The organism is Vibrio sp. RM-41-2B, from assembly GCF_024744415.1.
GTDB classification, from domain to species: domain Bacteria; phylum Pseudomonadota; class Gammaproteobacteria; order Enterobacterales; family Vibrionaceae; genus Vibrio; species Vibrio diabolicus.
On sequence record NZ_JAMQWD010000014.1, the window covers coordinates 146,946 to 161,672 of the forward strand.

The window sequence follows — 14,727 nt, forward strand, 5'->3', positions numbered from 1 at the left end:
TCTACCTGTTATTAATTCGCGACAAGGAGGTCGATTTCAATTCGACGGTTAATAGCTCGGTTTTCGTCACTATTGTTTTCAACTAATGGTCTTGCATCACCCAGCCCTTCTGGTATGACTCGACCTTCTAGTGCGCTATTCGAGATAAGTTGTTCAGACATAGCAGTAGCTCGAGCTAATGATAGATGCCAGTTCGAAGGATATTTACTCGTGAAAATTGGCCTATCATCGGTATGACCTGTCACAATGATCTTGCCTTGGGTAGACTCCAACGTTCTAGCGAGTTTAGAAATTACGGGTTGGATATACGCGACAACATCAGCACTACCTGATTCAAATAGATCTTGCGACTTTAACGAAATTCTTACCCTGTCTTGCAACGGCTCGACATTGATTAGCCCCTTCCCGATCTCAGTTGCCAGATACATAGAGATCCTTTCTGCAATTGGCGCTGATTTTGATTCTGACGTTGTATCTTGGTTAAGCTGTTGCGGTTGAACCAAATTGACTAATTGAGAAAAGGTGCGGTTGGAAGCCTTGTTTAGCTCATAGCTAAAATACATAAATATACAAACCAATAATGCAGCCGTTACGGAGCACACAACCCAGAGAGGAGCTCTGTCGGAAGCCTTAGAGCCATTCAAAATGTGTTGTTCGATACTATTGCTTAGCTCTTGAGGTATCCCTCTTCCGTAAGACTTAAGAATAGCGATAATCTGCCTTCTCAGTTTTCGGTGAGACTCCAGTCCGTTTTTTTCCAAACGATATTGACCGAGAAACCCAAGCGATAGACACACGTACATCAATTCAAGCAAATCTAAATTTGTATCTGGTTGCGCCATGCACTTATCAAGGTACTTAAAGAACGCTTCCCCACCCTGGCTGCTGGCATAGAAAGAACTAAGCAATGAGTCATGGCTCCAAAATGAATGCCCCCCCCAATTAGTATTGAGCACCGCTTCATCTAACGAGCAACACAAACAGTAACGAGCCGTATCAATAGTGTCCAAATCAACGTCGTGGTGGCGTAGTCGGTTCTCATAATCTCTAAGTTTTTGTGCCAACGTCTCTTTTAGAAACAACGGGTCAGAATGAGTCGCTGTCGCTCGAATTTGACCAATAATGGATAAAAGACCATTCGCTTCTGCCAATAAAGGGTTGTTCCCATAAGCAACCACTGAATCGTTATTCACCAATTCAGGACTTTTTGAGATAACTACCGTATTATCTGCTGACTTTTCTGATTGTGGTTTCGGTGCGGGCGCTCTTCCACCCGGTGTTGGTTTTACGATCGTTTGTTCCATACTGAGCACACCTATTGACTAATACTCCACAGCTCAAGGTCAGCATTCGGAAAATGCCCCGATAAATGCAGCGCAATACCACCACTGTCTTTCAGCCTCATCCAAAACGGGCCTTTCTTGACTACTTCGAAGTAGACATAACCCGTTTGGTAAGGGATCTGCCTCGGTACTACACTCAATGGCGCTACGTTTATGCCATTAATCTGATTGTTGATCAGATCACGAATCTGCTCCGCTGGTCCAAACTTGAGCTGCGCCGGGACTAAACGTCTGATTTCATCTGTTGTCGTATCAGCTTTGACCGCAAGCACAAACTGGCATGATTCAAGTAAACGCTTATCTGGAAGTGGCGTCACTTGAATTCCATATTGTCGTGGCTCCAAAGGAAGTTTGCTTGCTGTTTGATCAAGGACAACGCTCAGATATTGACTCAGAACTTGATTCAATTCGCTATAAACACTTGATACATCTAAGTGATCGTATGCAAGTAAGCTTGGCATCCTCTTGGTTTTGTCAGAAAACGTAGCTAATTCACCAATATAACCTTTCAGGGTCGTAGCTAATTCCAATGGATGTAGCCTGTCTAGGTCACTAAAGTGCTTTAACATCGCCTCATACCTGTTCAACATTTGTAGCATGATGAAATCAACAGCAGATGCAGAGGCGGCTTTGCCCTTAATCAATCGCTGCGCAATAACGTCGGCACGCATCTTTGTCATCGCAATAACGTTACGCAAGTAAGCCGACATAACTTTGTCGCTAAGTAAATTGATAAGCGGTGGAACATACGAATCGTCTAGTATTACTTCGCCTTCTGCCGTTACCTCTTTTATTTTCAAAATCGGTAACTCAACATAACCCGCTAATTTGTCATTGCTGGCTTTCAGTTCCAGGTTTAGGGCTGCGACTTGAATCGTTTCTTCATCCTGCCCAGTGAGGTTATCTATAACGTCAACGTCTTTAAGTACATAACGAGAAACGATCGCCTCACTTACATCAGAAACATTTTTACCTTTGATATTTGAAAGGGGAAGAGTGATTTTTACTAACGTATTTTCTACGTCTTTATCAATAAATAAAGGCACAACCGAATCGCTGGCTGTTAAGGTATTAACCAGAGTCATATCTGGCAAAACTGCCTCAAAGTGATCTAATTCAATCAGACCATCTTTTAATGCATGTTCTTTTACTCGACATTTCCAAACCCCCCAATTATAAGCCCCACCAAACTGATGTAAGCCTTTGAATTCTAGAGAGGTTGCGCGTTCATGTTGTTGAAAGTGCTGGGGACGTAAAAACATCCCTTCGCACCAAGCCGTCTTGGAGTATTGCGTCATTTATAATTAGCCAACTAAACGTTATTTTACGACCAAAGACAGATCTTCTAACAGAATTTGATAGGTGTTGTAACCGGTCTTATCCACTTCAATGACTTGTCGCCAATTTGAATTTTCAATATCTCGAAACGCTACGACAATGCCTAAGTATTCAGTCTTTGGAGACATACTTGCCTGATATGTTTCTTTCTGACCTGGAGTTAGTGATATTTCATATTTATTCACTAAATCAGGGCCTAAGACTTTTTCACTTTCTTCATAAATTGAAAAAAAATCCTGACTTTCAAAAAGGGTATTTGATGTTAATTCAAAAACATACACGACTACAGGGGATGGCCTACCATTGGAGTCAGGGTTAATATTGTGATTTGCTGTTATTTCTAAATCTGAATATGGGTCAACAACTAAATTGGCTGCTGAGCATCCAAATAAAACCATTGAAATTAATAACAAAATGTACTGATAAACTCTTTTCATCACCCTATTTCCTAGCTTTTATTTTTTAATGCTAACTCATAGTGTTTAGCGAAATCTTCTAAATAAAATGGAGATTCTTTATTGACAATGTCATCGGATAGCTTTTCATGAATATCCTCAAACCGCTTCCAACTTTGAGCATATTTCCTTGCTGGAATAACCTTATTAATAACCGTGTCTTTAGCTAAAGCTTCTGAGTATATCGACGTAGGCTCAACAAGCGACATAACACTTGAAACCGTACCCTCAACACCTTTCATTAACGCTTGTTCATGACTTTCTATATCACTAAACGCTTCTTTAATGGCTGCACTTGGTTTTAGGAAACTTGCAGTTTGACGGTTATATAAGTTATGAATTGCATCTTCTAAATTCGCAGAGAACTTCAGAGGATTATTTTCTGACTTCCGAAACGCAGTATGACTAAGTCGATTTGTTTGTTTAAATACCGCTCGATTGTGCAGCGTTTCCATTAAACCAACTAACATCAAAGAAAATGATTCCCCCAGTTGTTCAAACCATTGCTCTCTGTTGTCGCTGGGAATCATCGTTGGATCAATACCCGCTCCTTTAATGAACGCCGCAAGCTCGCTCCCTTTACTATCAAATTTGGGAGTTGGTTGACGTTCTAGCTGTCGCGGGGTTTCCGGTACAGGTGTAGGATCTACACTCTGTTTTTCTGGTTTGGGGATATCAATGAAATCATCGACTAAGCCAATATCTAATTGAAAGTCAGAAGGAACACTCTCATTCAAAAGCTCACTGGCACTAAGGCCGAGGTCTACAAACTCTGCTTCAGATGAACTCGAGAATGCTTCAGGTTCTGAACTGGAACGAAAGTTATTTTCCTGATTATTGAATGCCTCAGTGCTAGTTTGAATACTTACTGAAATTTGGTAATCCCCTAAACTAACCGTATCGTCGTCACTTAGTGCAATCTCATTTCCTTGGCCCACAGGTGTCACAGCGTTATTAACAAACGTGCCATTAGTTGATAAGTCTTTTATCAAGTATTTATCACCAAACTTGATGAGCTCTCCGTGAGTTCCGGATACTACTCTTTCAGGGTCTGGCAGTGTCCAATCACATTGCTCAGACCGACCAAATGTAACTTTGGCATGCTCATCACTTGATTCAAACACAAACTCACTCTCAATCTCTGGAGTAAATTTGTGAAAACTTGTTATGGTTAAAACCAACTTCATGTAAACCTCGCCAAAGACCTGCTAAATATTATTTTTAATTTTATTATTAGTCACTTTCTTATTAACAGTAAGATTAATAAAAACCTTAAACCTGCCATTGAAAATCATGCACGGAATAATGAATCATTTTTTTATCAAAGCAATCACGTAATGTTCAACAATTTTAATTATCCAACCAAGTTCAAATTTTTGACACTTAGACTTTCATCAATAAAAAAACGAATGTTAGTTTGGCCGCGAAATTCTAACATAATGACTTTTCATTGAGCAGAAAGGTATATATTCCCCCATCATTTATACGGAGTTCTTGTGATGGAAGACAGTAATAAAAACAATTCTATAAATAATAAAGATAGCGGAGACAAAACTAAAATTGTAAAGACTCAAAAACGAGACAATGCAATCCAATCAAATAAAGTTGCTAGCATTGAAGGCTCCGTTCAAAATAAAAATGAAACAAATACAAAACTGTCTCAAAAAGAAAACACTCCGTTAGTTAATAAGAAAACAAACAATAAAAATAACACATCAAATAATGACAAAGATGTTATTAATGAGAATTTAATAGGCACAACTGTCAAAAATCGATATGAAATCGAGTCGGTTCTTGGCCATGGCGGACTTTGTGATGTTTATTTGGCAAAAGATAAGATATTAGAATCTTCAGGTTCAGAAGCCCCTTACGTAGCATTAAAGATTTTACAAAAAGAGTTTGCATCTCAACCAGAGACTGCACGCATGTTGATACGTGAAGCTCAGCAAACACAAAGATTAAGCCACCCTAATATTATTAGGGTTTTTGATTTTGGTGTTGATGGCGAAATATATTTCTTAGTGATGGAATATATTAACGGGGAAACATTAGAGAATTTAATACAACGATCTAGGCCGCATGGGCTGAAGTTTAACGCAACTTTATCGATTCTAAATCAGGTACTTGACGCGCTGTCTTACGCCCATTCACTTGGTGTCGTGCATGCCGATTTAAAGCCCGCTAACGTCATTTTAACGTCTGAAGGTAATGTTAAATTACTCGACTTTGGTGTATCTAAAACTCATCAATTAAAGCAAGATCAATACGCAGCTAAACGTAAATCCGAAAATGTGGAGACTCTTGGTTATACTCCAAACTACGCATCGCTCAACTTGTTGTCGGGTAAAGAGCCAAACTTAAGCGACGATATGTTTGCGCTATTTTGTATTGCTTACGAGTTATTGAGTTGCAAGCATCCTTATTCAAGAACTCCTGTTAATGAAGCTCTCAAAAAGAAAATGAAGGTCTCGAAACCTGCTAATATGCCAGCATCTAAGTGGCCTATCTTTGCACGCGTTTTTTCAACTGGCATCATCCCCAAAGACCTTACCCCAGAGCAGTTAAAACAAAAGTTGAACATGCGATATTGGCCTATCGTTAGCGGTGTAGCTGCAAGCGTACTATTGGTTACCGGAATCGTATTTGGCTATCAACAACAACAAGAAACCATCTCTGATTTAGAAATAGCTATTAACAAGCAAAATGATCAGATTAATGGGCAGGAATGGTTGCTTGATACACCGCCAGAAAAAAGCTTGTCACTGATTAATAGTGAGAAAAACTTACACCCGGTGATTAAAGCTGGCTTACTACGACAGCACAAGAGCTACCTTCTAAGTGAGTTTGAATCTGAGATTGATCAGGTTCTGAATTCTGATGCTAACAACTATCCAAATTATGATGAAATCGAGTCTGTACTAAACAAAGCAAAAGCCTACTACCCTGACTCACATAAAATTGAAGTTCTGGCGTTAGATATTCAATCAAGCAAGCACTCCACATTGCTTTCGATAGCCAGACAAATCAATAGCCAACTGGAAAAGTCTCGATACAGTAAAGAAGAAGGCAGTAAGTCCGTCTATGAACTGAAAGATGAGTTAAATCAAATTCATCAGGATTACCCATTTACACCAAGCTCATTATCTAGCGATGTTTTTGGTAAACACCTAACTGAAGCACTCAAAAATAAAGATGCTGCAGCACTTGTTGCGCTAATTAAGGTTGGGAATACTTTCTTCTCAAACGTTGAAGAGCATCAAAACAACTTAAAAATAAGCAACGCGATGAAAGATGCAGTCCTCGAGATGAAACTGTATGAGACCGCGCTAGACTCTAACGATCCTCTACCATTTCCAGATGAGGCTGCTCGAATTTTGTTCCAAGAGGAATTTGAAAACTTCTATTACCGCCTAGAAAAGGCAAGAACAACAACTCACCTCGATAACTTAGTGAAAGATGTTGATCAGTTTTCGAAGAACTTTCCTATCGGTTTTCAAGATATTAACGATTTGAGATTCAAAACTGCAGATAAATACCTGCGCTTCTCCGACATACTGCTCAATAAGAGAAGGACCACAAGCGCAAGGCGCGCAATGAAGAAAGCGAACGAATTAATGAGACAGGTAGAACAGGACTCCAAGCAAAGCTAATTGTACAAAAGGGGCTCAAGGCCCCTTTTTTGCGTCAAGCTACTTGCCATTATGCAACTAGGTTGCTAGTTTGTATTTGTACTCGATTAGGAGAGTTAACCTTGACTGAAGGAATAGTCAAAGTTGGCGAGCGCTTGGCTTACTTATTTGATGATTGCTTTAAACTAGGTAGACAAGATTGTTCCCAACCCAGCATTTTATTTGGAACCCACTATCACGTAACTTGTGTTGCCACGACACGAGTGCAAAATGCTTTGCACAAAAGATTAGATCATAGACACTTGTATATAAGTCAAAGTGTACCGAACAATAACTTTGTTTTTATGAGTCTAGCTCAAGTGATAAGCACACTGTTCAGCGCTCAACTCCCCCCACTTCAACATTCCTATCCGATACATTTTTCTACCTCGCGGTTAGTCAGAGGTAAACATGATTAATTTTGATGTTCTCAATAAATACATGGAGAACGACGTAGATCTTATCGTCACCGTTTTTTCCACATACTTAGAAGACCACGCCAATGACATACAGCGTATCAATGAGTTGTACGCAAACAAATGTTGGCCGGAACTCTACTTATTGGCTCACAGTCTAAAGGGCATTCTAGAGAGCTTTGGTGAAGAAACCGCTGTCATTGTTTTCACCAAAATAGAAGCAGAAACAAGAAACGATAACAAGCCAGATAGCTCAGATATAGCTATAGTTACTAAAGAGCTAGCTGCCATTAATCAACAAATTTTTGCTTACTTGAAGAATATGCAATAAAACAAATTAAGGCTTAACTGGGGGAAATATGGCAATGAACAATAGCAATTTCAAGGAGCTGATTGAGTCTCTCAAAGACTTAACGCCAACTCAAAAGAGGTACTTGCTTAGTCGTACAAAGATGGCGTTAGATGATGAGAGCAATATGCTAAACATCAGTGATATACTGACACCAGAAGAGTTGGAAGCATTATTGTCGCCTGCACCAACCACAAATACAAAATAACAATAATATACAACGTAACCGTCAGATTAACGCTAGGGACCAGGTGGGGTGAATAGATCTTGCTTGGTTGTTAGTTTTTCTCCGTTCTTCTTCACTAAAACAAACGTGTTTTTTCCAATCTCTTTTTCTAACTTGAACTGGTCAGATAATTGAGCGACTAACATCAGTCCACGACCTGAAGCAGACCAACTATCATCATCCATTAAGTTAGGAGCCTCAATCTGTTTATTTTTATGTTGGTTGAATGTCATTTCATTGATTGACGCTCCGTAGTCAGAAACCCTAAGTTCAATGAAATCTGACATTTGGTCAGATCTAATCCTACACTCCACGTCTATCGGCTTGCCTTCAATTTCGCTGTAAGAATGGATGTAAGCATTGTTCATAAGCTCAACAACACAAAGCTCCAATGACCGAGCCGTACTTAACGATACTTGATTATCCATTAAAAACTTAGCAACCTCTTTGCTCGCACTTCGAGAGCGAGTAAGGGATCCACCGTAAGTTCGTTTAAACTCGCTCTGGAACATTCTTTTCCTTTATCCCTAGGCTATCAGCCACGCCACCTTACTTGTAAAAGACTCGCATCATCATCAAACTCATCTTTGTTCTGCCAAGATTGTACTTGTTCAAAGACACATCTAGCCTGCACTTCTACTTCTAATTGCGAAGTACAAACAGCTTTTATACTTGATGCCAACCTTTGTACTGAAAACATCACCTCACCTCGCCTCGCTTCTATCAAACCATCCGAATAAAGCCATACTACATCCCCCTCACTCAGAATAATTTGATTACCAACGTACTCCATCGGCTGCAAAGCGCCAATCATAAAGTTGTCTTCACCCGCCAGCTCTGTAGTTTCGGTGCTCGCTCGCCAAACAATGAACTTAGGATGACCAGCAGTACAATAGCGAAGTTGTCCTGATTCTGTATTAAGAATGGCATAAACCATGGTGAAATAAAGCTGACTGTTCCTAGTTTGCTGATACCGTCGGTTTAGCCGATCAATAACGGCTGCTGGTTCACTGATACAGTAGTCACCATCTCTTAGCTCCATGGTTATCGAATCAGGTCCCAGATTTTGAGATAACGTCTGTTGGATAGAAAAAGCCATCAAAGCAGACGAAACACCATGACCTGAAACATCGAAAACATAAAATGCGACATGTTGTTCATCAAGCTCAAAATACCCCAACATGTCACCACCAATCTGGGAGCACGGTTTGTAGGCGTAACTAAATTGCATGTTCTGGATAGACGACTCCGCTGGGAGTAGTTGCTCCATCAGGTGACTAGCAGACTGTAAATCTTGATGGGTCATTCGATAGGCTGCATCTAACTCTTTATTTCTATCAACGAGTTTGTTGTGCAGCTGCAGAGTGCGAAAACCTGCTCGAATTCTCGCTTGAAGTTCTTCGACAGACGTTTTCTTATCCACAAAGTCATCTGCGCCAGCATCGATGCCTTTCACGATCGAGCTTTGGTCATTTCTAGAGGACAATAAAACAAAGAAAATGTAACGTTCGCTAACTTGCGATTTTAATTGCCGACACAGCTCAATACCATTAATGCCAGGCATCATTAAGTCACTAAGTACAAACTGAATATCTTTGCGATAAGTCAGCACTTCAAGTGCGGATTGTCCGTCTTCAACAGCAATAACTTCATATCCCTGCTTTTCTAATGCACTGCTGATATAAAGTAGTACTGTTTTACTGTCATCGACCAAAAGAATGGATTTCATTCGCCTCCTTAAGACGGTAGTCGGGCACGCTAACGTAGAACACTAGTCACTGATTGCTCATTTCTAAAACGACTATAATCTTCAGCTAATAACTGGTGTTGATATCGAGTGTAGGACAGCGCCTCATTGGAGATTAATATCTGATGTTCTTTCTCTATTAACTGACTTTGCAGTTTTTCAATCTGTTCATTCTGCTGTGTGTTATTGAGGTACAGCGCGACGAGACCAAAGACCGAAACCATTAAAAGAGCAATAAGAACATTATTGATAGTTTTAACTTGAATACGCATGACCTCTCCTTGTCTATTAATAGACTTCCCACTATGAAAAGAACGTCTACAGACTAAGAGCGCTAGGCTCTAAAACGCATTGAAGCCCATTGAGGTTGTTTTTCCAATTATAGGCGATAGGAGACAAAATAAGAAAAAAGCTGAAGAATTTGAATATCCTTGTGAATTCGAAAGGCAATAGCAGCGAGCAATGATCTACTCGCTGCTGGTACATCAACTTAGAAATGCAGGCCGAGCTGAAACTTGCTCATACCAACGCGCAATGTTTGGTGCAGTAGTAAACACATCGACTTCTAGGCCTTTAATTGCAAAACCAATCAAAATAAAGCCTGTAATATCGACGATAGTAAAATGGTCAGCGGCAATGAACTCGCTTTCACCAAGTCGCTTATCTAACAACGGTAAAAACTCTTGCACGCGTTGCTTGGACTCTTCGCCCCACTCTTTAACACAACGCTCTCTATCTTCATAGATAGCTGTGATGTTTCTAAATGCTTGAAAAGCAGCATACAGACCTTGAAACTCCACCACGCGATGCCACATTTCCACTTGCGCGCGCTCAAGTTGGTTTGCCCCAAACAGAGCTAAATTATTTTCAAACGCTTCATCCAGATAACGACAAATTGCGACGCTCTCACAAATCGTCGTGCCATCTTCAAGCTCAAGCAATGGCACTTTTCCATTGACGCTTTTTTGCTTGAAATCTTCCGTTAGATTTTCGCCGTCACGCACATTTAAAGCGATGCGTTCAACATCGCCACCAATTTCCTTTAAAAAAATGCTAACTCGCTTACAACTTGGAGTTATCGCGGTTTCGTAGAGCTTCATTTTATATCCTTTTTCTTTTTCTAACCGATTGGTTAGGATATACTGTATCCAGTTTATAAACGATCAGTCAAGAACTTCATTTCCCAGAAGTTGTTCAATAAGTTTAGGAGTGGTTTGAGAAAAACCGCTCAGGTAGGTACGCATATGGCAAGAAAAGCCAACTTCGATCGAGAAGAAAAACTATTAGTCGCTATGGACGTTTTTTGGCGCAAAGGTTTCGCTAATACATCCATTTCTGATCTCACCGACGAGTTGAACATCAACCGCTTCAGTCTTTACAACACCTACGGTGACAAGCAACAGCTCTACTACGAAGCGCTCGATACTTACTTGAAAAAAATCTCGCTACCCTCACTGAATGATTTGGAAAAAGACGATGCGTCTTTACCCGAGTTAGAATCGTTCCTTAAATCTTTTGCTGAGCTGCAACGCAAACGCAACTGTGGGTGTTTTATTCAAAATGCGTTGATTGAGCACGCTGGCGAAGACGATGACGTGCTGCGCAAAGGGCATTTTTTGTTTGACCATCTTATCGACATCATTGCGGACGCGCTGACCAACGCGCAAAAAGAAACCTTAGTGCCGAAAACACTGAAACCAGAAGAGCTCGCTCGTTTCGTTCTCAACAACATGCAAGGTATGCGCGTACTTGGCAAAGCCAAACGTTACGCAGACTTGGATACGGCGCTTTCCTGCTTGCTGGTTTTGATTAGGAAGTAATATGTCGATTGAAGTAATAGCAGTACGTCTTACCAAAGGCATGGACTTAAAGCTGAGCCTAGCGAAATTGGTCGAGAAGCACGGTATCAAAGCAGGCTCGATTGCCTCATGCGTTGGCTGTGTCTCTGTCCTCAATCTTCGTTTGGCAAGTGCAGAGCGTACGTTAACCAAACAAGAGCCATTTGAAATCGTCTCTGTGATGGGAACACTGACGCCTGAACATCAGCACGTTCATATCTCGGTGTCTGATCGTGATGGACGAGTCTGGGGCGGGCATTTAATGGAAGGCACGTTTATAGACACCACCGCAGAATTGATCATCCATTCTTATCCAGAACTTGAGTTTACCAGAGCGATGGACGGCTCGACTGGCTATACCGAGCTACAAGTGAATCATTCCAAATAGTAAAAGCTCCAGAGCCTCACCGTGTGGTCTCTGGAGCTTTATTCGCTTGTCTCTTACGCTAAGAATTCACTTATTCCAAGCCAAGTTGCAATATTCGGGGGTTATTCCTCGACTAAGTAGCAGACCTGATTATCATCAACCGTCACTTGCCACGTTTTTAGACAGTGCGCTTCGTCTTCCAAACATTGTCCATTCTTTAAACTGAAGTGTTGTTTGTATAGCGGTGATGCAACACACATCTCACCATCGATATCACCGACAATCCCTCGACTCATCACATAAGCCTTACCAATTGGGTCCCAATCTTGAACGGCGTAAACACCGCTATCTGGAATGTAGAATAACGCGACATGCTCGCCTTCAATCAACACCGTGGCACCGATGAACGGCATTAGGTCATCAAGCTGACACAATTTCACTTTGGTTAAAGCTGCCATTTACACCTCCTGTTTCACTGGAATACGCTGACCGCGCACACGTTGGTACGGCAAGACTTTGCTGCCCGACGTGCTATTCAAGAAAGGACGGAAGCGTTGCAATTTTTGAGGATTATCCAACGTACTCTTCCACTCACATTGATAGGTATCTACGACGCGCGCCATTTGTTCATCCAAAGAATCACATAGATTCAGAGAGTCATCCAAAATCACTTGTTTAAGGTAGTCTAAGCCCCCTTCCATGTTCTCCATCCACACTGACGTACGCTGCAAGCGATCAGCGGTGCTGACGTAGAACATCAATACTCGGTCAATCATGATGATCAACTCTGATTTGGATAAGTCGGATGCAAACAAATCAGCGTGTCGTGGTCTCATGCCGCCATTACCGCACACATATAAGTTCCAGCCGTTTTCAGTGGCGATCACCCCAATGTCTTTACTTTGCGCTTCTGCACACTCGCGAGTACAGCCCGATACGGCAAACTTAAGCTTATGGGGCGCTCGCAATCCTTTGTAGCGGTTCTCTAACTCAATGGCTAATCCGACCGAGTCATCAACACCATAGCGACACCACGTAGAACCGACGCAAGATTTCACGGTGCGCACCGATTTACCGTAGGCGTGCCCTGTTTCAAAACCAGCATCAATCAAGGTTTGCCAGATTTCAGGAAGCTGTTCTAACTGCGCACCAAATAAATCCACGCGCTGACCGCCTGTGATCTTGGTGTACAGATCGTATTGCTGAGCAACTTCGCCTAGCACGATAAGTTTGTCTGGCGTGATCTCACCGCCCGGAACACGAGGCACAATCGAGTAAGAGCCATCTTTTTGCAGGTTCGCCATAAAGGCATCGTTAGAATCTTGTAGAGACTGATGCTGTGGCTCCATGATGTGTTCATTCCACAAAGAAGCGAACACAGATGCCGCTGTCGGCTTACAGATATCACACCCATGCCCTTTGCCATGCAGTGCAATTAAGGTGTCGAAGTCTTTGATTTGTTCCACTTGGCAAATATGGAACATCTCTTGGCGACTGAGCTCAAAGTGCTCACAAAGGTGGTTGTTAACCTCTACCCCCATGGCTGCCAGTTGAGTATCCAATACCGACTTGACCATATTGCTACAGCCACCACAGCCAGTACCGGCTTTGGTGTTGGCTTTAAGGTCCGTTAGGTTGGTAGTACCGGCTTGAATCTCGGCAACTAAGTCACCTTTTGTGACGTTGTGACAAGAACAGATGATGGCGCTGTCTGGCATCTCTCCATCCAGCATTCCGGTATCAAACAGCAGGTTCGCTGCGTGGTCTGGCAGGACCGTTTTGTTCAAATAACACTGCAAAAGCGCATCGTAGTCACTGTTGTCACCAACGAGAATCGCACCAAGCAATTGGGTGCCGCTTGCATCAACCACCAGCTTTTTGTAGATGCCTGCGACCGCATCTTGCAAGACCATTTCTTGAGCACCTTCGGTTTGCATTTGTGCATCGCCGATAGACGCCACATCCACCCCAAGCAGCTTGAGTTTGGTACTCATGTCTGCACCTTTAAAACCATCGCTCGGCATCCCAGTCAAGACATCGGCAGTGGTTCTCGCCATGGTGTAACCGGGTGCGACTAAGCCAAAGATCTTTTGCTCCCAAAGGGCACATTCGCCAATCGCATAAATATTCTCATCGCTGGTTTGGCATTGGTTATTAATCACAATGCCGCCTCGCTCGCCTACTTCTAGCTCAGCCTGCCTTGCCAACTCATCTTGAGGGCGAATCCCTGCGGAAAAGACAATCACATCCACTTCGAGAGGATCTTTGTCTTTAAACACCATACGATGCTTAGCCGTTTCACCATCGCAGATTCGCTCCGTCCCCGTTGAGGTATGTACGGTTAGCCCTAGCGCTTCAATCTTCTCTTTTAGCACTAAGCCAGCACCATCGTCTAACTGCACGGGCATCAGGCGGGGTGCAAATTCAATAACGTGAGTTTCTAACCCCAATAGTTTGAGTGCGTTTGCCGCTTCTAAACCCAACAAGCCACCACCAATCACTGCGCCTGTTCTTGCGCCTTCGCATGCCTTTTTGATTTGTGAAAGGTCATCAAGCGTGCGGTAGACAAACACGTTGTCGCGGTCTTTACCTTCAATTGGCGGTACAAATGGGTACGAACCGGTCGCGAGCACGAGTTGGTCGTAACCCAGCACATCTTCAGCATCAAGCAGAATGAGCTTTTGCTCTCTGTCGATGCCTGTTACTTGGCTGCCAAGTACGAGTTGAATGCCATGCATGTCGTACCATTCTTGGTTACTCAGCATCAAATCATCATGAGACTTACCCGCAAATAAAGAAGAGAGTTGTACACGGTCATACGCGATAAAACGCTCTGCACCAATAACGGTAATTCGGTGCTCCAAATGCGCGTTTTTCTGCACTAATTGCTCGACGAGGTGTTGCCCGACCATACCGTTGCCTACCACAACGATGTGGCTCAATGCGTTCTTTACTGGAATCGTTAAAGGACTGTTCATCG

15 protein-coding genes are annotated in these 14,727 nt (G+C 42.2%); 5 read left to right on the forward strand and 10 right to left on the reverse strand.

Features of this window, described 5'->3' with window-relative positions; all coding sequences use genetic code 11:
- Positions 1-11: 11 nt before the first annotated feature.
- From tssL to tagH, 4 genes are read right to left on the reverse strand one after another with little or no spacing between them, the layout of a single operon-like run.
- A complete protein-coding gene (tssL, locus tag NB463_RS10055; protein ID WP_046875354.1) occupies positions 12-1,304 on the reverse strand; it encodes a type VI secretion system protein TssL, long form in 1,293 nt (430 codons plus the stop codon).
- 11 nt (positions 1,305-1,315) lie between these two features.
- On the reverse strand, positions 1,316-2,641 hold the full coding sequence (gene tssK / locus NB463_RS10060; RefSeq protein WP_258432423.1) for a type VI secretion system baseplate subunit TssK: 1,326 nt from the start codon (positions 2,639-2,641) through the stop codon (positions 1,316-1,318).
- Between the two features lie 21 nt (positions 2,642-2,662).
- Positions 2,663-3,118: a type VI secretion system lipoprotein TssJ gene (gene tssJ, locus NB463_RS10065; protein WP_256894165.1), complete on the reverse strand. Its 456-nt coding sequence runs from the start codon at positions 3,116-3,118 to the stop codon at positions 2,663-2,665.
- A gap of 11 nt (positions 3,119-3,129) precedes the next feature.
- A complete protein-coding gene (gene tagH / locus NB463_RS10070) occupies positions 3,130-4,323 on the reverse strand; it encodes a type VI secretion system-associated FHA domain protein TagH (protein ID WP_237311102.1) in 1,194 nt (397 codons plus the stop codon).
- 312 nt (positions 4,324-4,635) lie between these two features.
- Here tagH and NB463_RS10075 point away from each other — a divergent pair, with 312 nt between their 5' ends.
- From NB463_RS10075 to NB463_RS10085, 3 genes are all read left to right on the forward strand, one after another.
- Positions 4,636-6,786 (forward strand): serine/threonine-protein kinase, encoded by a 2,151-nt coding sequence (locus tag NB463_RS10075; protein ID WP_258432169.1) that lies wholly within the window; start codon positions 4,636-4,638, stop codon positions 6,784-6,786.
- Positions 6,787-7,215: 429 nt separating this feature from the next.
- Entirely contained in the window at positions 7,216-7,551 is a 336-nt protein-coding gene (locus NB463_RS10080; protein ID WP_046875350.1) for an Hpt domain-containing protein, read from the forward strand.
- A 34-nt stretch (positions 7,552-7,585) separates the two neighbouring features.
- Positions 7,586-7,777 (forward strand): hypothetical protein, encoded by a 192-nt coding sequence (locus NB463_RS10085; RefSeq protein ID WP_012842175.1) that lies wholly within the window; start codon positions 7,586-7,588, stop codon positions 7,775-7,777.
- A 32-nt stretch (positions 7,778-7,809) separates the two neighbouring features.
- Here NB463_RS10085 and NB463_RS10090 read toward each other — a convergent pair whose 3' ends face one another.
- The 4 genes from NB463_RS10090 to NB463_RS10105 form a co-directional block, all read right to left on the reverse strand.
- A complete protein-coding gene (locus tag NB463_RS10090; protein ID WP_258432170.1) occupies positions 7,810-8,307 on the reverse strand; it encodes an ATP-binding protein in 498 nt (165 codons plus the stop codon).
- Positions 8,308-8,330: 23 nt separating this feature from the next.
- Positions 8,331-9,524, reverse strand: coding sequence for a PP2C family protein-serine/threonine phosphatase (locus NB463_RS10095; protein WP_258432171.1), 1,194 nt, complete (start codon positions 9,522-9,524; stop codon positions 8,331-8,333).
- Between the two features lie 29 nt (positions 9,525-9,553).
- Positions 9,554-9,814 (reverse strand): hypothetical protein, encoded by a 261-nt coding sequence (locus NB463_RS10100; RefSeq protein WP_005395662.1) that lies wholly within the window; start codon positions 9,812-9,814, stop codon positions 9,554-9,556.
- A 213-nt stretch (positions 9,815-10,027) separates the two neighbouring features.
- Positions 10,028-10,642 carry a glutathione S-transferase gene (locus NB463_RS10105; protein WP_258432172.1) on the reverse strand — a complete coding sequence of 205 codons (615 nt, stop codon included), beginning with the start codon at positions 10,640-10,642 and terminating at the stop codon, positions 10,028-10,030.
- 144 nt (positions 10,643-10,786) lie between these two features.
- Between NB463_RS10105 and NB463_RS10110 the strand changes: the two genes are divergently transcribed.
- Together NB463_RS10110 and NB463_RS10115 are read left to right on the forward strand one after the other, a co-directional pair.
- A complete protein-coding gene (locus tag NB463_RS10110) occupies positions 10,787-11,362 on the forward strand; it encodes a TetR/AcrR family transcriptional regulator (protein ID WP_012842171.1) in 576 nt (191 codons plus the stop codon).
- A 1-nt stretch (position 11,363) separates the two neighbouring features.
- Positions 11,364-11,768, forward strand: coding sequence for a PPC domain-containing DNA-binding protein (locus NB463_RS10115; RefSeq protein WP_065646694.1), 405 nt, complete (start codon positions 11,364-11,366; stop codon positions 11,766-11,768).
- Between the two features lie 101 nt (positions 11,769-11,869).
- On the opposite strand, the gene nirD is transcribed toward NB463_RS10115, so the two are convergent.
- Complete coding sequence (gene nirD / locus NB463_RS10120; RefSeq protein WP_053808342.1) at positions 11,870-12,205, reverse strand: nitrite reductase small subunit NirD; 336 nt, start codon at positions 12,203-12,205, stop codon at positions 11,870-11,872.
- Positions 12,206-14,725, reverse strand: a complete 2,520-nt coding sequence (gene nirB / locus NB463_RS10125; protein WP_258432174.1) for a nitrite reductase large subunit NirB — start codon at positions 14,723-14,725, stop codon at positions 12,206-12,208. It abuts the gene before it with no gap.
- Positions 14,726-14,727 lie beyond the last annotated feature (2 nt).